General features: G+C 74.2%; 17 protein-coding genes and 2 pseudogenes. 15 read left to right on the plus strand and 4 right to left on the minus strand.

The features are described from left to right. Positions 1 to 7: 7 nt before the first annotated feature. Positions 8 to 1,359: pseudogene (locus MUK52_RS19335) on the minus strand (type III PLP-dependent enzyme domain-containing protein). A 105-nt stretch (positions 1,360 to 1,464) separates the two neighbouring features. Here MUK52_RS19335 and hutU point away from each other — a divergent pair. The 8 genes and pseudogenes from hutU (at position 1,465) to MUK52_RS19375 (ending at position 11,293) form a co-directional block, all read left to right on the plus strand. Beyond that, positions 1,465 to 3,138 carry a urocanate hydratase gene (gene hutU / locus MUK52_RS19340; RefSeq protein ID WP_114057816.1) on the plus strand — a complete coding sequence of 558 codons (1,674 nt, stop codon included), beginning with the start codon at positions 1,465 to 1,467 and terminating at the stop codon, positions 3,136 to 3,138. 17 nt (positions 3,139 to 3,155) lie between these two features. Next, a pseudogene (locus MUK52_RS19345) lies at positions 3,156 to 4,345 on the plus strand (allantoate amidohydrolase). Next, positions 4,336 to 5,691, plus strand: coding sequence for a formimidoylglutamate deiminase (locus MUK52_RS19350; RefSeq protein WP_174250471.1), 1,356 nt, complete (start codon positions 4,336 to 4,338; stop codon positions 5,689 to 5,691). The pseudogene MUK52_RS19345 and the gene MUK52_RS19350 overlap by 10 nt, the downstream one beginning before the upstream one ends. 269 nt (positions 5,692 to 5,960) lie before the next feature. After that, positions 5,961 to 7,136, plus strand: coding sequence for an imidazolonepropionase (gene hutI, locus MUK52_RS19355; RefSeq protein WP_284578560.1), 1,176 nt, complete (start codon positions 5,961 to 5,963; stop codon positions 7,134 to 7,136). 110 nt (positions 7,137 to 7,246) lie between these two features. Then, positions 7,247 to 7,906 (plus strand): LPXTG cell wall anchor domain-containing protein, encoded by a 660-nt coding sequence (locus MUK52_RS19360; protein ID WP_284578563.1) that lies wholly within the window; start codon positions 7,247 to 7,249, stop codon positions 7,904 to 7,906. A gap of 14 nt (positions 7,907 to 7,920) precedes the next feature. Then, complete coding sequence (locus MUK52_RS19365) at positions 7,921 to 8,898, plus strand: COG1470 family protein (protein ID WP_284578567.1); 978 nt, start codon at positions 7,921 to 7,923, stop codon at positions 8,896 to 8,898. Further along, positions 8,895 to 9,884 (plus strand): hypothetical protein, encoded by a 990-nt coding sequence (locus MUK52_RS19370; protein ID WP_284578569.1) that lies wholly within the window; start codon positions 8,895 to 8,897, stop codon positions 9,882 to 9,884. Before MUK52_RS19365 ends, MUK52_RS19370 begins: the two co-directional genes overlap by 4 nt. 14 nt (positions 9,885 to 9,898) lie before the next feature. After that, a complete protein-coding gene (locus MUK52_RS19375) occupies positions 9,899 to 11,293 on the plus strand; it encodes a hypothetical protein (RefSeq protein WP_284578571.1) in 1,395 nt (464 codons plus the stop codon). 78 nt (positions 11,294 to 11,371) lie between these two features. On the opposite strand, the gene MUK52_RS19380 is transcribed toward MUK52_RS19375, so the two are convergent. After that, complete coding sequence (locus MUK52_RS19380) at positions 11,372 to 12,889, minus strand: peptide MFS transporter (RefSeq protein WP_114057810.1); 1,518 nt, start codon at positions 12,887 to 12,889, stop codon at positions 11,372 to 11,374. Positions 12,890 to 13,382: 493 nt separating this feature from the next. Here MUK52_RS19380 and MUK52_RS19385 point away from each other — a divergent pair, with 493 nt between their 5' ends. Next, a complete protein-coding gene (locus MUK52_RS19385) occupies positions 13,383 to 14,060 on the plus strand; it encodes a response regulator transcription factor (protein ID WP_284578574.1) in 678 nt (225 codons plus the stop codon). A gap of 15 nt (positions 14,061 to 14,075) precedes the next feature. Then, entirely contained in the window at positions 14,076 to 15,341 is a 1,266-nt protein-coding gene (locus tag MUK52_RS19390; protein WP_114057808.1) for a sensor histidine kinase, read from the plus strand. Between the two features lie 30 nt (positions 15,342 to 15,371). On the opposite strand, the gene MUK52_RS19395 is transcribed toward MUK52_RS19390, so the two are convergent. Further along, a complete protein-coding gene (locus MUK52_RS19395; RefSeq protein ID WP_114057807.1) occupies positions 15,372 to 15,917 on the minus strand; it encodes a GtrA family protein in 546 nt (181 codons plus the stop codon). Positions 15,918 to 16,130: 213 nt separating this feature from the next. On the opposite strand from MUK52_RS19395, the gene MUK52_RS19400 reads away from it, so the two are divergent. From MUK52_RS19400 to MUK52_RS19415, 4 genes are all read left to right on the plus strand, one after another. Continuing rightward, positions 16,131 to 17,270, plus strand: coding sequence for a 5-(carboxyamino)imidazole ribonucleotide synthase (locus tag MUK52_RS19400; RefSeq protein WP_114057806.1), 1,140 nt, complete (start codon positions 16,131 to 16,133; stop codon positions 17,268 to 17,270). Further along, on the plus strand, positions 17,267 to 17,812 hold the full coding sequence (purE, locus tag MUK52_RS19405; protein WP_114057805.1) for a 5-(carboxyamino)imidazole ribonucleotide mutase: 546 nt from the start codon (positions 17,267 to 17,269) through the stop codon (positions 17,810 to 17,812). The genes MUK52_RS19400 and purE overlap by 4 nt, the downstream gene beginning before the upstream one ends. Further along, on the plus strand, positions 17,809 to 18,999 hold the full coding sequence (locus MUK52_RS19410) for a dipeptidase (protein WP_284578578.1): 1,191 nt from the start codon (positions 17,809 to 17,811) through the stop codon (positions 18,997 to 18,999). The genes purE and MUK52_RS19410 overlap by 4 nt, the downstream gene beginning before the upstream one ends. Positions 19,000 to 19,200: 201 nt before the next feature. Further along, complete coding sequence (locus tag MUK52_RS19415; protein WP_284578581.1) at positions 19,201 to 20,292, plus strand: membrane dipeptidase; 1,092 nt, start codon at positions 19,201 to 19,203, stop codon at positions 20,290 to 20,292. A 27-nt stretch (positions 20,293 to 20,319) separates the two neighbouring features. Here MUK52_RS19415 and MUK52_RS19420 read toward each other — a convergent pair whose 3' ends face one another. Then, entirely contained in the window at positions 20,320 to 21,663 is a 1,344-nt protein-coding gene (locus MUK52_RS19420; RefSeq protein ID WP_114057802.1) for a UDP-glucose dehydrogenase family protein, read from the minus strand. Between the two features lie 193 nt (positions 21,664 to 21,856). Here MUK52_RS19420 and MUK52_RS19425 point away from each other — a divergent pair, with 193 nt between their 5' ends. After that, on the plus strand, positions 21,857 to 23,014 hold the full coding sequence (locus MUK52_RS19425) for an acyl-CoA dehydrogenase family protein (RefSeq protein WP_284578585.1): 1,158 nt from the start codon (positions 21,857 to 21,859) through the stop codon (positions 23,012 to 23,014). Positions 23,015 to 23,061: the final 47 nt, after the last annotated feature.

Below are 23,061 nucleotides of genomic sequence, written 5' to 3' on the forward strand. Positions count from 1 at the left end.
GGGACGGTCAGCCGAGGGGTTCCGCAAGGTCCGCGCCGGCCTCCGCCGCCAGGTCCGCCAGGGTCTGCGCCCGGCGGGCCGTACGGAAGGACACCCCGCCCGAGCCGTCCACGGTGAAGCCGTGGACGGCCGGCCGGGCAGGCTGTTGTAGCCGTAGTGGGCCGTGAAGAAGTAGGCGCCGGTGTCGGGGACGCCGATCAGGTCGCCCGGCGCCAGCTCGGGCAGCTCCCGTGCGGTCGCCAGCAGGTCGCCGGCGAAGCAGGCCGGGCCGGCCACGTCCTGGGCGACGGGCGGGCCCTGCTTCGGGGCGCCCTTGCCGTCGTAGGCGAGGATCCGCAGCGGCCACGCGGCGGGCGCGTAGACCGTGCGGGTGGCCAGCTGGACGCCGGCGTGCGTCAGGGCGATCGGCCGCCCGCCGGTGCTCTTCGTGTACTCGACGCGCGCCACGACCAGGCCGTGCTTGGCCAGCAGCGACCGCCCGAACTCGGTGACCAGCCCGTACGAGCCGTCGAACAGGGCCGGGACCGCCTCGCGCAGCGCGGCGACGTAGTCCGCGTACGTGGGAGCGTGCGCGTCCGAGGTGAAGTCGACGGGCAGGCCGCCGCCGATGTCGAGGGTGTCGACCTGGCGGCGCCCGGCCGCCGCGTTGATCTCCTCGGCCAGCGCGTGCAGCTCCCGTACGCCCTCGGCGATCAGCGGCAGCGGGACGCCCTGGGAGCCCGAGTGGGCGTGCAGCCGGGTCAGCCAGGGGCGGTCCAGGAAGGCGCGCACCAGCCAGGCACGGGCCCCCTCGTCGCGCAGGGCGATGCCGAACTTCGAGGTGGCGGTGGCCGTGGAGAGGGCGTCGATGGCGCCGGCGCCCGTCTGCGGGTTGATCCGTACGCCGATCGGGGAGGCCGTCGGGTGCTGGGCGACCAGCGCGTCCAGCCGCTCCAGCTCCTGCCGGCTGTCGGCGTTGACGGCGATGCCGAGGGCGAGGGCCTCGCGCAGCTCGGCCGCCGTCTTGGCGGGGGAGTCCAGGACCGTCCGCTCCGGGCCCACCCCGGCGGCGCGGGCCAGGGCCAGCTCGCCGGGGCTGGCGACCTCGCAGCCCAGCCCGCAGCCGGCGAGCAGCCGCAGGACGGGGACGAGCGGCGCGGCCTTCACCGCGAAGGCGTGCAGGACGGGCGTCCCGGGCGCCGCGGCGGCCGCGAAGGCACCGGCCAGGGCGGCGGCGGAGGCGCGGATCCCGGCGGTGTCCAGCAGGCAGACCAGCGGCGGCGCGGAGTCCGCCCCGCCCACGAGGCCCTGCTCGACGGCGGCCCGGACGGCCAGGTCCCGGCGCTCGGCGGCGCCCTGCGCGTGCGTGTCGGCAGCCATGTCCGCCATCCCACCACCCGGCGCGCCCGCCCGCAGCTGTTGACTGGAACTATTCAGCCGGTGAAGATGTGAATGGAATTACCCACAGCGTCTGGAGGCATCGCCATGTCAGGACCCCGCCCCGTACGGGCCGCGCGAGGCACCGAGCTCAGCACCCTGGGGTGGCAGCAGGAAGCCGCCCTCCGGATGCTGCAGAACAACCTCGACCCCGAGGTCGCGGAGCACCCCGACAAGCTCGTCGTGTACGGCGGCACCGGCAAGGCCGCCCGCGACTGGCGCTCCTTCGACGCCATGGTCCGCACCCTGCGCACCCTCAAGCAGGACGAGACGATGCTCGTCCAGTCCGGCCGCCCCGTCGGCGTCATGCAGACGCACGAGTGGGCGCCGCGCGTCCTCCTCGCCAACTCCAACCTCGTCGGCGACTGGGCCAACTGGGAGGAGTTCCGCCGCCTGGAGCAGCTGGGCCTGACCATGTACGGCCAGATGACCGCCGGGTCCTGGATCTACATCGGCACCCAGGGCATCCTCCAGGGCACGTACGAGACCTTCGCGGCCGTCGCCGCGAAGAAGTTCGGCGGCACCCTCGCCGGCACCATCACCCTCACCGCCGGCCTCGGCGGCATGGGCGGCGCCCAGCCGCTCGCCGTCACCATGAACGACGGCGTCGCGATCTGCATCGACTGCGACCCGCGCGCCATCGAGCGCCGCATCGAGCACCGCTACCTGGACGTCAAGGCCGACTCCCTCGCGCACGCCCTCCAGCTCGCCACCGAGGCCCGCGACCAGCGCAGGCCGCTCTCCATCGGCCTCCTCGGCAACGCCGCCGAGCTGCTCCCGCAGATGCTCGCCGAGGGCGCCCCCATCGACATCGTCACCGACCAGACCTCGGCGCACGACCCGCTCGCCTACCTGCCGACCGGCGTCGACTTCGACGACATGGCCTCCTACGCGGCCAAGGACCCGGCGGGCTTCACCACCCGCTCGCGCGAGTCGATGGCCAGGCACGTCGAGGCCATGGTCGGCTTCATGGACGCCGGAGCCGAGGTTTTCGACTACGGCAACTCCATCCGCGGCGAGGCCCGGCTCGCCGGCTACGACCGGGCGTTCGCCTTCCCCGGCTTCGTCCCCGCCTACATCCGCCCGCTGTTCTGCGAGGGCAAGGGCCCCTTCCGCTGGGCCGCCCTCTCCGGCGACGCCGCCGACATCGCCAAGACCGACAAGGCGATCCTCGACCTGTTCCCGGAGAACGAGTCCCTCGCCCGGTGGATCAAGATGGCCGGCGAGCGCGTCCACTTCCAGGGCCTGCCCGCCCGCATCTGCTGGCTCGGCTACGGCGAGCGCGACAAGGCCGGCGAGCGCTTCAACGACATGGTCGCGAGCGGCGAACTGGCCGCCCCGCTGGCCATCGGCCGCGACCACCTCGACTGCGGCTCCGTCGCCTCCCCGTACCGCGAGACCGAGGCCATGCTCGACGGCTCCGACGCCATCGCCGACTGGCCCCTGCTCAACGCCATGGTCAACGTCGCGTCCGGCGCCTCCTGGGTCTCCCTCCACCACGGCGGCGGCGTCGGCATGGGCCGCTCCATCCACGCCGGCCAGGTCACCGTCGCCGACGGCACCCCGCTGGCCGGCGAGAAGGTCCGCCGCGTCCTCACCAACGACCCCGGCATGGGCGTCATCCGGCACGTCGACGCCGGCTACGACATCGCCGAGTCCGTGGCCGACGCCAAGGGCGTGCGCGTCCCGATGCGCGAGGGCGACACCGGAGCCTCCGCGTGAGCCAGAGCTTCCACGCCATGTGGGCGTCGCTGCGGCCCTCGGCCGCAGCGACGCCTCCGGCGGCTACCGCCGCTACGCCTGGACCGGAGCGGACGCCGACTGCCGGCTCTGGTTCCGGATGCAGGCCGAGGCCCGCCGCCTCGACGTCGAGACCGACCGCAACGGCAACCAGTGGGCCTGGCTCGGCGACCCCGCCGCCGGCGACGCCGTCGTCACCGGCTCCCACCTCGACTCCGTGCCCGACGGCGGCGCCTTCGACGGCCCCCTCGGCGTCGTCTCCGCCTTCGCCGCACTCGACGAGCTGCGCGCCCGCGGGGCCCGCTTCAGGCGGCCCCTCGCCATCGTCAACTTCGGCGACGAGGAAGGCGCCCGCTTCGGCCTCGCGTGCGTCGGCTCCCGCCTCACCTCCGGGCAGCTGACCAAGGAGAAGGCGTACGAGCTGCGCGACGCCGACGGGATCAGCCTGCCCCAGGCCATGGAGGCCGCCGGGTACGACCCCGACGCGATCGGGCCCGACCCCGAACGGCTCGCCCGTATCGGAGCCTTCGTCGAACTCCACGTCGAACAGGGCCGCGCCCTCGACCTGTCCGGCGACGCCGTCGGCATCGCCTCCGCCATCTGGCCGCACGGCCGCTGGCGGTTCGACTTCCGCGGCGAGGCCAACCACGCCGGCACCACCCGCCTCGTCGACCGGCACGACCCGATGCTCACCTACGCGGAGACCGTCCTGGCCGCCCGTACGGAGGCGGCGCTCGCCGGAGCCGTCGCCACCTTCGGCAAGGTCTCCGTCGAGCCGAACGGCGTCAACGCCATCCCCTCCCTCGTACGGGGCTGGCTCGACTCCCGCGCCGCCGACCAGGCCACCCTCGACACGGTGGTCACCGCCATCGAGAAGGCCGCCCGCGAGCGCGCCGACAAGGACGGCGTCGACCTCGCCGTCGTCCGCGAGTCCTTCACCCCGGTCGTCGAGTTCGAGCACGCCCTGCGCGACGAGATCAACCGGATCCTCGGCGGATCCGTGCCCGTCCTCGGCACCGGCGCCGGACACGACGCGGGAATCCTCTCCGCGTCCGTCCCCACCGCGATGCTGTTCGTGCGCAACCCCACGGGCGTCTCCCACTCCCCGCTGGAGTTCGCCCCCGAGGACGACTGCGTCGCCGGAGTCCTCGCCCTCGCCGACGTACTGGAAGGCCTGGCGTGTCACTGACCCTGCGCACGGTGAAGACGTACTGGCTGGAGCACGCCTGGCTCGGCACCCGTGTCGAGCCGGGCGTCGCCCTCGACGTGTCCGACGACGGGCGGATCGCCGCCCTGCGGACCGGGGCCGCCGCCCCGCCGCCCGGCGCGGAGGTCCTGCGCGGCCTGACCCTCCCCGGCCTCGCCAACGCCCACTCCCACGCCTTCCACCGGGCCCTGCGCGGCACCGTCCAGGTCGGCTCGGGCACCTTCTGGACCTGGCGCGACGTCATGTACAAGGTCGCCCACCGCCTCACCCCCGAGACGTACCACGACCTCGCCCGGGCCGTGTACGCGGAGATGGCGCTCGCCGGCATCACCAACGTCGGCGAGTTCCACTACCTCCACCACCAGGCGGACGGCACCCCGTACGCCGACCCCAACGCCATGGGCGAAGCCCTCATCGAGGCCGCCGCGGCCGCCGGCATCCGCATCACCCTCCTCGACACCGCCTACCTGTCCTCCGGCTTCGGCCAGGCCCCCACCGAGCACCAGCGCCGGTTCTCCGACGGCACCGCCGACGCCTGGGCCGAACGGGCCTCCGCGCTGGTGCCGCGCGGGCACGCCCTGATCGGCGCGGCCGTGCACTCCGTGCGCGCCGTCCCCGCCGACCAGCTGGGCACCGTCGCGCGCTGGGCCGAGGAGCGGCAGGCCCCGCTGCACGTCCACCTGTCCGAGCAGACCGCCGAGAACGACGCCTGCCTGGCCGCCCACGGCTGCACGCCCACCCGGCTGCTCGCCGACCACGGGGTGCTCGGGCCGCGCACCACCGGCGTCCACAACACCCACCTCACCGACGAGGACATCGCGCTCCTCGGCGGCACCGCGACGGGCACCTGCATGTGCCCCACCACCGAGCGGGACCTCGCCGACGGGATCGGGCCGGCGGTCCGCCTCCAGCAGGCGGGCAGCCCGCTGTCGCTGGGCAGCGACAGCCACGCCGTCATCGACCTGCTGGAGGAGGCGCGCGCCATGGAACTGGACGAGCGGCTCCGCAGCCGGACGCGGGGGCACTGGACCGCCGACGCGCTGCTCACCGCCGCCACCGCGGACGGCCACGCGGCGCTGGGCCTCCCCGACGCGGGCCGCCTGGAAACGGGCGCACTGGCCGACTTCACCACCATCGCCCTGGACAGCGTCCGCACGGCCGGCCCCCTGCCGCGGCTGGGCGCCGAGACGGCCGTCTTCGCGGCCTCGGCCGCGGATGTCCGCCACACGGTGGTCGGCGGCCGCCACATCGTCCGCGACGGCGCCCACACCCTGGTCCCCGACGTCCCGTCGGCCCTGTCCGCCTCCATCGCCGCAGTCCGCACCTGACCCCCACCCCACCCCGGCAACCGGACCCGCAGGGCTCCGCCCCACGCCCTGCGCCTTCAATCACCGGCGGGGCCGGCTCCGGCCCGCCGGGGCGGGCATGTCCAGCCCGCGCGGCGTTTGAGCGCACGGGCGCGGAGCGCCCGGAACGGGGGGGCGGGGCGGAGTCCGTGGGCTCGGCCCCGCCGGAGGTGCAGCGGCAGCGGGTCCGGGGCGGAGCCCCGGTTTCGGGAAGGGGCGGGGTGGGGGAAGGAAACCCCTGGAAGGAACCCATGAGCACTACAGTCATCGGCAATATCGGGAGCCTCGTCACCAACGACCCGGAATCGGGTGAGGGCCCCCTCGGCCTGGTCGAGAACGCAGCGGTCGTCGTCGAAGACGACCGCATCGCCTGGGTCGGCCCCACAGCCAAGGCCCCGCCGGCAGACGCATCCTTCGACGCCCAGGGCCGCGCCCTGATCCCCGGCTTCGTCGACTCCCACTCCCACCTCGTCTTCGCAGGCGACCGGACGGCCGAGTTCAACGCCCGCATGTCGGGCCGCAGCTACACCGCGGGCGGCATCCGCACCACGGTCGCGGCGACCCGCGCCGCGTCCGACGCCGAGCTGGAGGCGAACCTGGTCCGCCACCTCGACGAGGCCCGCCGGCAGGGCACGACCACCTTCGAGACCAAGTCCGGCTACGGCCTGACCGTCGCCGACGAGGCCCGCGCCCTGCGCATCGCCGCCGCACACACGGAGGAGGTGACCTACCTCGGCGCGCACATCGTCTCCCCGGACTACGCCGAGGACCCGGCCGGGTACGTCGACCTCGTCACCGGCGAGATGCTCACGGCGTGCGCCCCGTACGCGCGCTGGGTGGACGTCTTCTGCGAGAAGGGCGCCTTCGACGGCGACCAGGCGCGCGCGATCCTGACCGCCGGCGCGGCCGCCGGGCTGATCCCGCGCGTGCACGCCAACCAGCTCTCGTACGGTCCGGGCGTGCAGCTCGCCGTCGAGCTGGGCGCGGCGTCCGCCGACCACTGCACGCACCTGACCGACGCCGACGTCGACGCCCTCGCCCAGGCCGCGGACACCACGGTGGCCACGCTCCTGCCGGGCGCCGAGTTCTCGACCCGCGCGCAGTGGCCGGACGCCCGCCGGCTGCTGGACGCGGGGGCGACGGTCGCGCTGTCCACGGACTGCAACCCGGGTTCCTCGTACACGAGCTCCATGCCGTTCTGTATCGCGCTCGCCGTGCGGGACATGGGGATGACGCCGGACGAGGCCCTCTGGTCGGCCACCGCCGGCGGCGCCCGCGCGCTGCGGCGTACGGACATCGGGGTCCTGGCGCCGGGCGCGCGCGCCGACCTGGCGCTGCTGGACGCCCCGAGCCATGTGCACCTGGCGTACCGGCCGGGCGTGCCGCTGGTCTCCGCGGTGTGGCAGCGGGGGGTGCGCGCGGCCTGAGCCGGCCGCGGCCGAACACCTCGTCCTTCGTCTTCCCCTTGCAGGGCCCCGGGCGTACCTTGAGCCGCGATCTGATGTGCCGTCAGAATCGGTTCGAGGGGAGGACGAAGGTGTCCCACCGCACACGCTCGGCGGCGGTCGCGTTGGCGCTGGCCGGGGCGGCGGTTCTGCCCGCCGCCGGCACGGCCCGCGCCGACGTCGTGGACGTCGCCTACGACTGCAAGACGCCCATCGGGGACAAGTCGGCCGTCTCGCCCATCGACATCAGGGCCGCCGCGGAGGGCGACGGCTACAAGCTGACGATGTCCTTCCGGAAGGGCGTCTCCTCCAGCCCGATCGAGCTCGGCAAGGGCGCGATGAACCCGAGCGCGGTCATCGTGGTCGGCGGCGCAGACCAGGGGCAGGTGGCGGTCTCCGGCCCGCCGAACCCCGAGGCGGCGCCCGCCAACACCCCCATCAAGATCACCGACTTGTCGGGCACCTACACCCCGAAGAAGACGGGCCGGGTCACCTTCACGGCGGGCGTGCTGACCATCAAGGCGATGGGGACGACCACCACCTGCACCCCCGGCAACAGCCCGAAGCCGTCGCTGGAGCTGGACGTCACCGCCGCGGCCGGCGCCGGGTCCGGGCCCGCCGACACCCTCCCGCAGACCGGGCCGGAGGACTCCGTCGCCGCGCTCGCCACCCTCGGCGGCACCGTGCTGCTGTCCGGCACCGCGGGGCTCCTCTGGCTGAGCCGGCGCAGCCGCCGGGCCGCCCGGACCTGAGCGGAGCACCGGCCATGCCCGTGCCCCGCCCGCCGGCCGGCGCCCCCCGCCGCCGCCCCCGCGGCCGGAGGGCCGCCTCCGCACTGCCGCTCCTCCTGCCGCTCCTGCCGCTGCTCGGCACGGCCCCCGCCCCCGCCGCGGACGGCCCCGGCTGGAGCGCCGCCCCCGAGCCGGGCGCGGCCGGAGGGACGCCCCGGCCCGCCTTCTACCTCGCCGGCGCCCCCGGAGCCGTACTGGAGGACCGGCTCGCCCTGACGAACGCCTCCGACCGGCCGCGCACCTTCGCCCTCCGGGGTGCCGAGGAGCCCGGCGGGGCGGGCGGGGCGGGCGCGTGGATCAGCTTCGGCGGGGCGGCCGCCGTCACCGTGCCGCCGCGGACCCGCGCGGCGGTCCCCTTCACGGTCACCGTTCCGCCGGCCGCGCTGCCCGGCGACCGCCGGGCCGCTGTCCTCGCCGCCGAGGCCGGCCGCGAGGAGGCCGTACGGGTCCACCTGCGCGTCGGCGGCCCGACCCTCGCCGCGCTGACCGTCGAGGACGTCGCCGTGCGCGGCCGCGGCGCCCGCACCGAGGTCGCGTACACCCTGGTCAACCGGGGGAACGTGGCCCTCGCGCCGCGGGTGTCGGTGCGCGCCGAGGGCCTGTTCGGGCCGCTGCCCGGCCGCCCGGAGCGGGCCCTGCCCGTGCAGGTGCCGCCGGGCGGGCGGCTGCGGCTGGCCGAGCCGTGGCCGAGCGCGCCCCGCCTCGGCGCCGCCGACCTCACGCTCACCGCCACCGCCCCGGGCGCCGCGCCGGCCGCCGCCACCGCGTCCGCCCGGTTCGCACCCGGCGTCGCCGTGCCCGGCCCGGGAGCCCTGCTCGCCCTCGGCGCGGCCGCCGCGGCCGCGGCGGCCTTCGCCCGCAGGCGGCGCGCCCGGCGCGGGCCGCCCGCTGCGGTACCCGGGAGCGGGGCCGGACCGGAGCCGGCCCCCGAGCCGGCGGGAGCACGCGCATGACCGGCGGGGCCGGGGCCCGCGCCGCCGCGGCCGTGCTCACGGCGTGCCTGTTCGCCGCCGCGGCACCGGCCGCCGCCGCGGATGCACCGCCGGCCGCGCAGCTCTCGCTCCGGGAAGCCGCCCCGGGTACGCAGCTCACGGTGACCGGCACGGGCTGGCTGGCCGGAACGCTGGTGATGCTGCTGGTCTGCGGCCAGAACATGGTCGGCGGCACGAACAGCTGCGCGAACGCCGAGGGCGCGGCCGTCTCCGTCGGCGGCGACGGCCGCTTCACGGCGCGGCTGGCCGCGGCGGCCCCGCCCACACCGTGCCCGTGCATCGTCAACGTCACCTCGGTCGGCGGGGACGCCGCCACCGTCGCCCTCCCGCTGGTGCTCACCGGCCACCCGGTGGCCGAGCTGCCGCCCGAGCAGGGCGCGCCGCGCCTCGCCGTGCTGGGCCCGGCCCGGCTGGCGGGCGGCGACGGGATCCTGACCCGGTTCGGCGCGCCGCCCTCGCGCACCTTCACCGTCACCCTCGGGAACACCGGACCCGCGCCCGTCGCGGACCCGGTCTTCCGGCTGGGCACGGCCCGCGGCGTGCTCGCCCCGCAGTGGGAGGAGGTCCGCTGGAAGGGCGCCATCCCGCCCGGGGGCAGGGCGGAGGTCCGGCTGCCCGTCACGCTCGGGGCCGGTGCACACGGGAGCCACACGGTCTCCCTCATGTACGGGGAGACGGTCCTGGCGGCCCGGCCGTGGGCGGTGTCCCGCCCGTACGGGGTGCTGGTGTTCTGGGCCCTGCTCCTGCTGGTGGTGCCCGCCGGCCTGTTCAGGGCCGGGATGGCCCTCGTCGACCGGGTCCGGCCGGCGCCCGCGCCGGAGGCACCCGCAGTGCAGGAGGCCCCGGAGGCGGCCGGGTCGGGGGAGGCCGCAGACCTGCCGTGGTTCACGGCACCGCAGACGTCCGCACCGTCAGCCGGCAGTCCGACGACGAAGGGACACCAGTGAGGACCCAACGGAGGGTGAGCGCGGCCGCGGCCGCGCTGCTGTTCGGCGGCGCGGCCGCGCTGCTGGGGGCGGGACCCGCCAAGGCGGCCGAGGTCTCGTACAAGGTGGAGTGCATTCCGCCCGCAGGCGGCGGCGGCCCGGTCCAGGGCACGACGACCGTCTCGGTGACGGCGCCCGCCGCCGCGAAGGTCGGCGACGAGGTCGAGGTGGTGTGGAGGACCGTCAAGGCGGCCTCGAACAACACCGACCTGATGGACCTCGGCAAGGACACCGTGAAGCCGACCGGCTGGGTGAGGCTCGGCGGGGCGCTCGCGGGCGAGGTGAAGCTGGAGGGTGAGCGGAAGAACCCGCCGATCCCCAAGAACGCGCCGATGGTGCTGTCCGACATGAAGGGGAGGGTGAAGCTGGCCAAGGCGGGGGAGGTGACGATCACCCCGGGCCGGTACGACGTGGACTTCAGCGGGTTCACCACGCGCTGCTCGCCCAAGGAGGCGGCCGCGGCCGGGGCGACGATCAAGGTGTCGGACGGCGGCGGTACGACGAGCGGCGGCGGTACGACGAGCGGGGGCGGTACGGCGAGCGGCGGCGGTACGGCGTCCGGCGGCTCGGCGTCGGGAGGCACCACGGCGTCCGGCGGCACCGCGTCCGGCGGCACCGCGTCGGGCGGAGGCACCACGGCGTCCGGCGGCACCGCGTCCGGCGGCACCGCGTCGGGCGGAGGCACCGCGTCCGGCGGCGCCACCGGTGGCGGCGGCGGGCAGACCGACTTCCCCGGCAAGCCCGTCGAGGTGGCCTTCGACTGCGGCGCCGTCGTCCCGGGCGGCGTCAAGACCCCGGTGACGGTCAGCGCGAAGAAGAACGGCGGCGGCTTCGACCTCACCGTGAAGACCGCCAAGGGGGCGATGGCCAGCCCCATGGCCCTCCCCGCGGGCGCCCTGAAGCCCTCGATGGACATCCGGCTCGGCGGCGCGGACACCGGCACGGTCCGGGTCTCCGGCCCGGCCAACGCGGAGCCGATCCCGGACAAGGCCCCGGTCAGCCTGAGCGACATGACCGGCACCTACAAGCCGGGGGCGACGGGCAAGGTGACGCTGACCCCGGACCGCCTGACGATCGACGTGACGATGAGCCCCGGCTCGACGCCGATCAACGTGCCCTGCAAGGCGGTCTCCAGCGGCGTGTCCCTGGAGCTGGACACCACCGCCCAGCCCGGCGGCTCCGGCTCCCCGGCCTCCGGCGGCTCCGCCTCCGCCGGGTCGGGCGGACCCGGCGGCCTCGCCGAGACCGGCGCGGGCGGCACGGGCGGCGTGCGGGCCCTCGCCGTGGCCGCCGCGACGGTGGTCCTGCTCGGCGCCGCGGTGTTCACCCTCACCCCCTGGCGCCGCCTGCGCGGCGGCACCCGCCGCTGACGGAGCCGGCGGAACGCGACGGCCCGGCACCCCTTCGGAGGAGTGCCGGGCCGTCGCCTCAGCCTGTGCGCGGGTGCGTCAGTGGACGTCGCCCATCAGCGCCCGGACCTTCTTGCGATAGGCGTACACCGCCACACCGGCGAGGACCGCGGCGCTCGCCTGGATGCCGATGACGACCGTTCCGTTCAGGTCCACGCCGGCCAGCGACAGCAGGCCGGTGGTGCAGTCGCCCGCGGTGACCGCGAGGAACCAGACGCCCATCATCTGGGAGGCGTACTTCTGCGGGGCCATCTTCGTGGTGACGGAGAGGCCGACCGGGGAGAGGCACAGCTCGCCGATGGTCTGGATCATGTAGATCGAGACGAGCCACATCGGGGAGACCATGGTGCCGTCGCCGGCCATGTTCATCGGGACGATGAAGACGAAGAACGAGCCGCCGACCAGGACCAGGCCCATCGCGAACTTCACGATGGTGTTCGGCTCCTGGTTCTTGCGGGCCAGCCACAGCCACAGCCAGGCGAAGACCGGGGCCAGCGCCATCACGAACAGCGGGTTCAGCGACTGGTACCAGGTGGCCGAGAAGCCGAGGCCGAAGACGGTGTCGGCGGTCTTGGAGTCCGCGAACAGCGACAGCGTCGACCCGCCCTGGTCGTAGATCATCCAGAAGACGGCGGCGGCGACGAAGAACCAGATGTACGCAGTCATCCTCGACTGCTCGGTGGTGTTCAGGTCCTTGTCGCGCTTGATGCGGACCAGCACGGCCACCGGGATGACCAGACCGGCGAGGGTCAGCGGCACCAGCACCCAGTTCAGGGTGTACGCGCCCAGGGCGACCACGGCGCCGTAGAAGACGGCGATGGCGGCGGCGCCGAGGACGGCCTTGGTGATGACCGCCTTGCGCTCCTCGGCCGACAGCGGGTTCGGGACCTGGCTGCTCTTCGGGCTGAGGTGCTTGGTGCCGAGGAGGAACTGGGCGAGGCCGATGCCCATGCCGACGGCGGCGAGGGCGAAGCCCAGGTGCCAGTTGTATTCCTTGCCGACCGTGCCGACGACGAACGGGGCGACGAACGCGCCGAGGTTGATGCCGATGTAGAACAGCGTGAAGCCGCCGTCACGGCGCGGGTCCTCGGGGCCGTCGTAGAGGTGGCCGACCATCGTGGAGATGTTGGCCTTCAGCAGACCGGAGCCCACCGCGACGAGGAGCAGGCCGACGAAGAACATCGCCTGGCCGGGCAGGGCCAGCGACAGGTGACCCGTCATGATCACGAAGCCGGCGATGGCGACCGTCTTGCGCGCGCCCCAGACCCGGTCGCCGAACCATCCGCCCGGCATGGCCATCAGGTAGACCATGGAGACGTAGACGGAGTAGATGGCCGTCGTCGTGGCCGCGGTCATGGCCAGGCCGCCGCCCTGGCTTCCCGTGGCGGCGTCCGCGCCGCCCGAGACCAGGTAGTACACCAGCAGCGCCCGCATGCCGTAGTAGGAGAAGCGCTCCCACATCTCGGTCATGAAGAGAGTGGCCAGGCCACGGGGGTGGCCGAAGAAGGTCTTCTCGGCGGACGGGTCCACCGCGCCCTTCGTCAGGCTGGAAGCCATGGTCGATCCTTGCTTGCTCGGGACGCCCGGCTTCGTGAGCCGTCGGCGCCCGGTGGGGGGTGGCCGGAACCGGCAGCTGCTGTTCCGGCCCCCACGCCCCGGGGACCGCACCCGCGCCGCGGAGGGGGCGGGGGAACAAACGCAACCGGGATCCACGCCCTCGCGCACACGAACGCGCGCGGGGCGCCGGCCCACAGGTCATCCACTGTCACCGAAGCCGATCGGGAAAGTCGTCAAGACCCTCTGATCGATCCGGACAGAATTGAGACCTTTGGCTCGGATTTCGGCGCAAAGGTCCCGGAGGTAGTACATCAGGCGTCTCGCCACCATACGACACGACCGGGTGGCAAATGAAAGGACTTGAGAGATGGATCACAGGAGGATTGGGAACCGTTTAGGCATTTTCGAAGGCGGGCTGCATTCATAAGGCCAGATGGAAAGGGGTGCGCGGGGCCGCCCCTGCGGATCGCCGCCGCGGACTACCATCACCCACATGACGCGTGTACTGCTCGCCGAGGACGACGCATCCATCTCGGAGCCCCTGGCCCGCGCCCTGCGCCGGGAGGGGTACGACGTCGAGGTCCGGGAGGACGGCCCGGCCGCCCTCGACGCAGGCCTCCAGGGCGGCGTCGACCTCGTCGTCCTCGACCTGGGCCTGCCCGGCATGGACGGCCTGGAAGTGGCCCGCCGGCTGCGCGCCGAGGGGCTCGGCTTTCCCATCCTCGTCCTGACCGCCCGCGCCGACGAGGTCGACACCGTCGTGGGCCTGGACGCCGGAGCAGACGACTACGTCACCAAGCCGTTCCGCCTCGCCGAGCTCCTCGCCCGCGTCCGGGCCCTGCTGCGGCGCGGCGCCACCGAGGCCGCCCAGCCCGCCGCCACCCACGGCGTCCGCATCGACGTCGAGTCCCACCGCGCCTGGATGGGGGAGGAGGAGCTCCAGCTCACCGCGAAGGAGTTCGACCTCCTGCGCGTCCTCGTCCGCGACGCCGGCCGCGTCGTCACCCGCGACCAGCTCATGCGCGAGGTGTGGGACACCACCTGGTGGTCCTCCACCAAGACCCTCGACATGCACATCTCCTGGCTCCGCAAGAAGCTGGGCGACGACGCCGCGAACCCCCGCTACATCGCCACCGTCCGCGGCGTCGGCTTCCGCTTCGAGAAGAGCTGACCGGGCCCCCCAGCCATGCGCCGCCGCCTGATCCAGTCCACCCTCGCCGTGGTGCTCGTCGTGATCGCCGTCTTCGGCGTCTCCCTCGTCATCGTGGAGACCCGCACGATCACCAGCAGCGCCCAGGACCGCATCGAGTCCGAGGCCCTGCGCCTGGCGAGCATCGTCGAGGCGAACGCGGCCGAGCGCCGGCCCATCGACTCCGACGCGCTGGCCGAGCAGCTCGACCCCGGCCGCTACGCCCGCATCACCGTCCCCGGGCAGCCTCCCGTCGAAATCGGCGAGCGGCCCGGCGGGAGCGTCCTGCGCGGCACCGCCAAGGGGGAGCTGGGCGAGCTGGTCGTCGTCGAGGAGCCCCGCTCCGCTGTCACCCAGGAGGTCGGGCGGACCCTCGCCGTGGTCGGCGCGGTGGCGCTGCTCGCCGTCGTGGCCGCCGTGGCCCTCGCGATCCGCCAGGCCAACCGGCTGGCGTCCCCGCTCACCGACCTCGCCGAGACCGCCGAGCGCCTCGGCTCCGGCGACCCCCGGCCCCGCCACCGCCGCTACGGGGTCCCCGAGCTGGACCGCGTCGCGGACGTCCTCGACTCCAGCGCCGAGCGGATCGGGCGGATGCTCACCGCCGAGCGGCGCCTTGCCGCGGACGCCTCCCACCAGCTGCGCACCCCGCTGACCGCGCTGTCGATGCGGCTGGAGGAGATCACCGTCACCGACGACCTCGCGACCGTCCGCGAGGAGGCCACCATCGCGCTCGCCCAGGTGGAGCGGCTCACCGACGTCGTCCAGCGGCTGCTGACGAACTCCCGCGACCCGCGGACCGGCTCCGCCGTCCCCTTCGACCTCGACGAGGTCGTCAAACAGCAGGTGGAGGAGTGGCGGCCGGCCTACCGCAGCGAGGGCCGGGCCATCGTCCGCTCCGGCAAGACCGGCGTACGGGCCTTCGGGACCCCCGGCGCGGTCGCCCAGGTGCTGGCCACCCTCGTGGAGAACGCGCTCATGCACGGCGGCGGCACCGTCGCCCTGCGCACCCGGGTCGTCGGCAACCAGGCCGTCCTGGAAGTCACCGACGAGGGGCCCGGCGTCCCGCCCGACCTGGGGAACCGCATCTTCGAGCGGGCCATCAGCGGCCGCAACTCCACCGGCATCGGCCTCGCCGTCGCCCGCGACCTCGCCGAGGCCGACGGCGGCCGCCTCGAACTGCTCCAGGCCCAGCCCCCGGTGTTCGCCCTCTTCCTCAGCCGCACCGAGCCCGAGCGCGGAGAGCGGGAGCACACCGTCCGCTGACCCCGGGGCGCCGGGAGGCGGGCGGGCCCCCTACTTGTTGCCGGCGGGCTCGGGGGCGCGCGTACCGCTCTCCCGCGCGGGCCGGGCCGCGGCCCGCGCCACCGGCTCCGGCTCCGCGGCGGCCGCGGGAGCCGCCTGCGGCAGCGCCTTGAAGACCCACGTCCGGTACGACCAGAAGCGGAACACCGTGGCCGTGCCGATGCCGACGAACTTGAAGACGTTGGAGGCGAGCCGGCCGTCCCAGCCGAACCCGTACGTGGCCGCGTACAGCACGCCGTTCTCGATCACCAGCCCGATCAGGCTGAACGCCACGAACAGCGGGACCTCCCGCGAGCTGCCCGTCCGCGCCCGGTCCCGGTAGGTGAAGTAGCGGAAGCCGAGGTAGTTCGTCGTGATCGCGACGACGGTGGCTATCACGCTCGCCCGGACCACCTGCAGGTCCGTGGTGTGCCGCAGCAGGTTGAAGACACCCAGGTTCACGAGCACGCCCAGGCCCCCGACAGCCCCGAACTTCGCGACTTCGCGTGCGAGGCCGCGTACCCGTTCGAGGGCCGAGCCCCGTTTCGGCGTGGTCATGGTGATGGTCGGTCCCGTCCGTAGCGGCCCCCAGCGGGGCGTCTGTCGCCTCTCGATCGGCCACTCATGCTAAGTGTCCCCCTGCCGACCCGTCTGTGCCTTCGGGCACTGTGCGTTCGTACAGGTACGCGACGCAGGGCGCACGGGATGTTGCTACGAGTTCCCGGTGGGGCCGGGTCCGTCCGGCGGACGGCCGGCCGATACCCTGGAGGGGTGACGTTCCCGGTAGTCGGCATGGTCGGCGGCGGCCAGCTCGCCCGTATGACCCACGAGGCGGGCATCCCCCTCGGCATCAAGTTCAAGCTCCTCAGTGACACCCCGCAGGACTCGGCGGCCCAGGTGGTCAGCGACGTCGTCATCGGCGACTACCGCGACCTGGACACCCTGCGCGCCTTCGCGCGCGGCTGCGACGTGATCACCTTCGACCACGAGCACGTGCCCACCGAGCACCTGCGGGCCCTCGAAGCGGACGGCATCCCCGTCCGCCCCGGACCCGACGCGCTGGTGCACGCCCAGGACAAGGGCGTGATGCGGGCCAAGCTCGACCAGATCGGCGCGCCAAGCCCCCGCCACCGCATCGTGGCGGACCCGGCGGACGCGGCCGCCTTCGCGGCGGAGGTCGGCGGGTTCCCCGTCATCCTCAAGACGGTCCGCGGCGGCTACGACGGCAAGGGCGTCTGGTTCGTCCGGACCCCCGAGGACGCCGAGGCCCCCTTCAAGGCCGGCGTCCCCGTCCTCGCCGAGGAGAAGGTCGACTTCGTCCGCGAACTCGCGGCGAACGTCGTCCGCTCCCCGCACGGCCAGGCCGTCGCCTACCCGGTGGTGGAGTCGATCCAGGTCGACGGCGTCTGCGACACCGTCATCGCCCCCGCCCCGAACCTCTCCGAGGAGCTCGCCGGCGAGGCCCAGGCCCTCGCCCTGCGCATCGCCGGGGAACTCGGCGTGACCGGCCACCTGGCCGTCGAGCTCTTCGAGACCGCCGACGGCCGGATCCTCGTCAACGAGCTCGCCATGCGCCCGCACAACAGCGGCCACTGGACCCAGGACGGCGCGGTCACCTCCCAGTTCGCCAACCACGTCCGCGCGGTCCTCGACCTTCCCCTCGGCGACCCCCGCCCCCGGGCCCGCTGGACCGTCATGGCCAACGTCCTCGGCGGCGACTACCCCGACATGTACGCCGCGTACCTGCACTGCATGGCCCACGACCCGCAGCTGAAGATCCACATGTACGGCAAGGACGTGAAACCCGGCCGCAAGGTCGGCCACGTCAACACCTACGGCGACGACCTGGACGATGTGCTGGAGCGCGCACGTCACGCTGCCGGCTACCTCCGAGGAACGATCACCGCATGAGCACCCCCAGCACCGGGAGCACCGCCCCCGTCATCGGCATCGTCATGGGATCCGACTCCGACTGGCCCGTCATGGAAGCCGCCGCCCAGGCCCTCGACGAGTTCGAGATCCCCTACGAGGTCGACGTCGTCTCCGCCCACCGCATGCCCCGCGAGATGATCGCCTACGGGGAGCAGGCCGCCGACCGCGGGCTCAAGGCGATCATCGCCGGCGCCGGCGGGGCCGCCCACCTGCCCGGCATGCTCGCCTCGGTCACCCCCCTGCCCGTCATCGGCGTCCCCGTGCCGCTCAAGTACCTCGACGGCATGGACTCCCTCCTGTCCATCGTCCAGATGCCCGCCGGCGTCCCCGTCGCCACCGTCTCCGTCGCCGGAGCCCGCAACGCCGGCCTCCTCGCCGCCCGCATGCTCGCCGCCCACGACGGCGAACTCCTCGCCCGCATGCGCGACTTCCAGCAGGAACTGAACGACCAGGCCACCGAGAAGGGCAAGCGGCTGCGGGCCAAGGCCTCCGGCGCGGAGTCCTTCGGGTTCGGCAAGTGACCGCGGCGGACCGCCTCGACCAGGCCCGCGCCCTGCTCGCCGAACACCCCGTCGCCGACGGCCACAACGACCTGCCCTGGGCCCTGCGCCAGCAGGTCCGCTACGACCTCGCGCAGCGCGACATCGCCGGCGACACCTCCGCCCACCTGCACACCGACATCCCCCGGCTCCGCGCCGGCGGGGTCGGCGCGCAGTTCTGGTCGGTGTTCGTCCGCTCCGACTACGCCGGCGACCAGGCGGTCAGCGCCACCCTGGAGCAGATCGACGCCGTCACCCAGCTGATCGACCGCTACCCCGGCGACCTGGCCCGCGCCCTGACCGCCGACGACATGGAGGCGGCCCGCCGCGACGGCCGCATCGCCTCCCTCATGGGCGCCGAGGGCGGCCACTCCATCAACAACTCCCTCGCCACCCTGCGCGCCCTGCACCTGCTCGGCGTCCGCTACATGACGCTCACCCACAACGACACCATCGACTGGGCCGACTCCGCGACCGACGAGGCCCGGCACGGCGGGCTGGCCGACTTCGGCCGCGAGGTCGTCCGCGAGATGAACCGGATCGGCATGCTCGTCGACCTCTCGCACGTCGCCGCCACGACGATGCGCGACGCCCTCGACACCTCCGCCGCACCCGTCGTCTTCTCCCACTCCTCGGCCCGCGCCGTCTGCGACCACCCGCGCAACGTGCCCGACGACGTCCTGGAGCGCCTCCCCGCCAACGGCGGCGTCGCCATGGCCACGTTCGTACCGAAGTTCATCCTCCCCGCGGCCGTCGAGTGGACCCTCGCCGCCGACGAGAACCTGCGCGCCCACGGCTTCCACCACCTCGACACCACCCCCGAGGCGATGGCGGTGCACCGCGCCTTCGAGGCGGAGCACCCCCGCCCGGCCGCGACCGCCGCCACCGTCGCCGACCACCTCGACCACATGCGGGACGTCGCCGGCATCGACCACATCGGCATCGGCGGCGACTACGACGGCACGGCGTTCACCCCGTCCGGACTCGACGACGTCGCCGGCTACCCGAACCTCGTCGCCGAACTCCTGCACCGCGCCTGGTCGCCCGCCGACCTCGCCAAGCTCACCTGGTCCAACGCCGTACGGGTGCTGCGCGACGCGGAGGCCGTCGCCCGCGACCTGTCGGCGACCCGCGGCCCCTCCAACGCGGTCCTCCACACCGCCGTCTGAACCGCCCGGCCCGGCGACCCGCCCCGGCCCGGCCCCGCCCGCCGCAGGGCGGCCGGGACCGGGCGGGACGGCCGCCGCCAGCCTTGCCCTGACCTGCGCGTCTCACCCGAACGCCGCATCCGCCGGGCCGCCCGGCCGCCCCGCGTGTCACGGTGGCAGCACTTCTCCCTCCCTGCTGCCGCCCACCCCGGAGCGAACCCCATGGCCGACCTGCAGGACGAACAGACCTCCGCGCACCTCGCGTACGCCGCCGAGACGCCCCCGCCCGGACCGGCCTCCGTCGGAGCCGCGGACCCGCCCGCCCCCGCCCGCGCCCCCGCCCTCGACCGGGCCGTCGCACTGCTCGCCCTGCACCCCGTCGCCGACGGGCACAACACCCTCGTCCGGATCCTGCGGCAGAGCCCGTACCACGACATCGGCACCCCCGACGCCGGCGTCGACACCGACATCCCCCGCCTGCGCGCCGGCGGGGTCGGCGCCCAGTTCTGGTCCCTGCTCCCGCCCCCCGGCACCGCCCCCGGCCACGCCCTCGCCGACGCCCTCGACCAGGTCGACGCGGCCCTCGCCCTCCTGCGCCGCTACCCGGACGGCCTCCGCCTCGCACTCACCGCCGACGACATGGCCGACGCCCGCAACCGCGGCCGCATCGCCTCGTTCCTCGGCCCCGTCCCCGGCAGCACCCTCACCGACTCGCTCGCCGCCCTGCGCGCCTTCCACGCCCTCGGCGTCCGCGTCCTCGCCGCCGCCGGAGCCCCCTGGGCCGCCGAGGACCTCACCCCCTTCGGCCACCAGGTCGTCCTGGAGGCCAACCGGCTCGGGATACTCCTCGACGTCACCGGCTGCACCCCCGCCGCGGCCCTCCGGATCGCCGGCGCCTCCAAGGCGCCCGTCATCGCCACGCACACCGCCGCGGCCGCCCTCACCCCGCACCCGGACAACACGACGGACGACGTCCTGCTCGCCCTCCGCGCGACCGGCGGCCTCGCGATGGCCTCCTTCGACACCGGGCAGACCGGCGACTCCCTCCACGCCGTCGCCGACCACCTCGACCACCTGCGTGCCGTGGCCGGCCCCGGATCCGTCGGCCTCGGCGCCTCCTTCGGCACCGAGCCCGGCACCCACCGCCCGACCGGCCTGACCGACCCCTCCGGCTACCCGCGCCTCGTCGCCGAACTCCTGGAACGCGGCTGGCCCGAAACCGACATCGCCGAACTGACCTGGGGCAACGCCCTGCGCGTCCTGCGCGCCGCCGAGTTCACCGCCCGCGCCGCCGCACACCGCCGAACCGGATGACCGCGCCGCCGGCTCCGGCAAGGCCCGTCAGGCGCGCGGCCGGCCCATCGCCCGGTACGTCCACCCGGCCGCGCGCCACTGCCCGGCGTCCAGCGCGTTGCGCCCGTCCAGCAGCAGCCGGTCGCTGACGACCGCACCCAGCTCGACCGGGTCCAGCTCGCGGAACTCCCGCCACTCGGTCAGGTGCAGCACCACGTCCGCGCCGCGCGCCGCCGCCACCGCCGACTCGGCGTACCCCAGCGTCGGGAAGACGCGGCGCGCGTTGTCCATGCCCTTCGGGTCGTACACGGTGACCTGGCCGCCCTGGAGGTGGATCTGCCCCGCCACGTTCAGCGCGGGCGAGTCCCGTACGTCGTCCGAGTCCGGCTTGAAGGTCGCCCCGAGCACCGCGACCCGCTTGCCGAGGAACGCCCCGCCGACCGCCTCCCGGGCCAGCTCCACCATGTGCCCGCGCCGCCGCATGTTGATCGAGTCGACCTCGCGCAGGAACGTCAGCGCCTGGTCGGCGCCCAGCTCGCCGGCGCGCGCCATGAAGGCGCGGATGTCCTTGGGCAGGCAGCCGCCGCCGAAGCCGATGCCGGCGCGCAGGAACTTGCTCCCGATCCGCTCGTCGTGCCCGATCGCCTCGGCGAGCTTGGCGACGTCGCCGCCGGCGGCCTCGCAGACCTCGGCCATCGCGTTGATGAAGGAGATCTTCGTGGCGAGGAAGGAGTTGGCGGCCGTCTTGACGAGCTCGGCCGTCGGGAAGTCGGTGACGACCAGCGGGCTGCCCTCGGCGATCGGCCGCTCGTACACCTCGCGCAGCACCTTCTCGGCGCGTTCGCCGCGGGTGCCGATGACGATCCGGTCGGGGTGCAGGGTGTCCTGGACGGCGAAGCCCTCGCGCAGGAACTCCGGGTTCCAGGCCAGCTCCACGTCGGCGCCGGCCGGGGCCAGCGCGGCCAGCTTGGCGGCGAGGCGCTCGGCGGAGCCGACGGGGACGGTCGACTTGCCGACGACGAGGGCGGGCCGGGCCAGGTGCGGGGCCAGCGACTCGACGGCGGAGTCGACGTAGCTCATGTCGCAGGCGTACTCGCCGTGCTTCTGCGGGGTGTTGACGCACACGAAGTGGACGTCGCCGAACTCGCCGACCTCCTCCCAGGACCGGGTGAAGCGCAGCCGGCCCGTGGAGCCCGGGAGCCCGGCGACATGCGCGGCGAGCAGCTCCTCCAGGCCGGGCTCGTACATCGGCACGCGCCCCGCGGCCAGCATCTCGATCTTCTCGGGGACCACGTCCAGCCCGAGCACCTCGAAGCCCAGCTCGGCCATCGCCGCGGCGTGCGTGGCGCCGAGGTAGCCGGTGCCGATCACTGTGATCCTGAGGGGGGCCATGGCTGCTCCAGAGGTGCGGGGCCTGTTGCGGCAACCGAGCATAGTCGCGCCCGTACGGGGGACGTTCCCGGAGTACCGGGCGTTGTCATGCAGCTCACGTGCCGCGTACATATCGCTGTGCGGGCGGCGGACACTAAGATTTGGGTTACTTAACGGTAGTTAGCACATGGTTCACCTTGGGGAGTGAGAGATCTTGGCGGGTTCTGCCGACTTCGACCTGTACCGCCCGGCCGAGGAGCACGACATGCTCCGCGAGTCCGTCCACTCGCTCTGCGAGGCGAAGATCGCCCCGTTCGCCGCCGCGGTCGACGAGGAGGCCCGCTTCCCCCAGGAGGCTCTGGACGCCCTCGTCGCCAACGACCTGCACGCCGTCCACGTCCCCGAGACGTACGGCGGCGCCGGCGCCGACGCCCTGGCCACCGTGATCGTCATCGAGGAGGTCGCCCGCGTGTGCGCCTCCTCCTCCCTGATCCCGGCCGTCAACAAGCTCGGCTCCCTCCCGGTGATCCTCTCCGGCTCCGAGGAGCTCAAGGCCAAGTACCTGGGCCCGCTCGCCAAGGGCGACGCGATGTTCTCGTACTGCCTCTCCGAGCCCGACGCGGGCTCCGACGCGGCCGGCATGAAGACCCGCGCGGTCCGCGACGGCGACTTCTGGGTCCTCAACGGCGTCAAGCGCTGGATCACCAACGCGGGCGTCTCCGAGTACTACACGGTCATGGCCGTGACCGACCCGGAGAAGCGCTCCAAGGGCATCAGCGCCTTCGTCGTGGAGAAGGGCGACGAGGGCGTCTCCTTCGGCGCCCCGGAGAAGAAGCTCGGCATCAAGGGCTCCCCGACCCGCGAGGTCTACCTCGACAACGTCCGCATCCCGGCCGACCGCATGATCGGCGCCGAGGGCACCGGCTTCGCCACGGCGATGAAGACCCTGGACCACACCCGCATCACCATCGCGGCCCAGGCCCTCGGCATCGCCCAGGGCGCCCTCGACTACGCCAAGGGCTACGTCCAGGAGCGCAAGCAGTTCGGCAAGCCGATCGCCGACTTCCAGGGCGTCCAGTTCATGCTGGCCGACATGGCGATGAAGATCGAGGCCGCCCGCCAGCTCACCTACGCGGCCGCCGCCAAGTCCGAGCGCACCGACTCCGACCTCACGTTCTTCGGCGCCGCCGCCAAGTGCTTCGCCTCGGACGCGGCCATGGAGGTCACCACGGACGCCGTCCAGCTCCTCGGCGGCTACGGCTACACCCGCGACTACCCGGTCGAGCGCATGATGCGCGACGCGAAGATCACGCAGATTTACGAAGGAACGAACCAGGTCCAGCGGATCGTCATGGCGCGCAACCTGCCGTAGCAGGTGATTCCCGGCCGGAGGCGGCGGAGCGGCAGCGTTTCGCCCGC

The organism is Streptomyces sp. 2P-4 (assembly GCF_030167965.1).
Classification (GTDB): Bacteria; Actinomycetota; Actinomycetes; order Streptomycetales; family Streptomycetaceae; genus Streptomyces; species Streptomyces globosus_A.

Bases quoted from the DNA above. Each gene is read 5' to 3' on its own strand.
- hutU (WP_114057816.1), top strand. From the start codon at position 1,465: ATGTCAGGACCCCGCCCCGTACGGGCCGCGCGAGGCACCGAGCTCAGC.
- hutI (WP_284578560.1), top strand. From the start codon at position 5,961: ATGAGCACTACAGTCATCGGCAATATCGGGAGCCTCGTCACCAACGAC.
- MUK52_RS19365 (WP_284578567.1), top strand. From the start codon at position 7,921: ATGCCCGTGCCCCGCCCGCCGGCCGGCGCCCCCCGCCGCCGCCCCCGC.
- MUK52_RS19370 (WP_284578569.1), top strand. From the start codon at position 8,895: ATGACCGGCGGGGCCGGGGCCCGCGCCGCCGCGGCCGTGCTCACGGCG.
- MUK52_RS19380 (WP_114057810.1), bottom strand. From the start codon at position 12,889: ATGGCTTCCAGCCTGACGAAGGGCGCGGTGGACCCGTCCGCCGAGAAG.
- MUK52_RS19385 (WP_284578574.1), top strand. From the start codon at position 13,383: ATGACGCGTGTACTGCTCGCCGAGGACGACGCATCCATCTCGGAGCCC.
- MUK52_RS19390 (WP_114057808.1), top strand. From the start codon at position 14,076: ATGCGCCGCCGCCTGATCCAGTCCACCCTCGCCGTGGTGCTCGTCGTG.
- MUK52_RS19395 (WP_114057807.1), bottom strand. From the start codon at position 15,917: ATGACCACGCCGAAACGGGGCTCGGCCCTCGAACGGGTACGCGGCCTC.
- purE (WP_114057805.1), top strand. From the start codon at position 17,267: ATGAGCACCCCCAGCACCGGGAGCACCGCCCCCGTCATCGGCATCGTC.
- MUK52_RS19415 (WP_284578581.1), top strand. From the start codon at position 19,201: ATGGCCGACCTGCAGGACGAACAGACCTCCGCGCACCTCGCGTACGCC.
- MUK52_RS19420 (WP_114057802.1), bottom strand. From the start codon at position 21,663: ATGGCCCCCCTCAGGATCACAGTGATCGGCACCGGCTACCTCGGCGCC.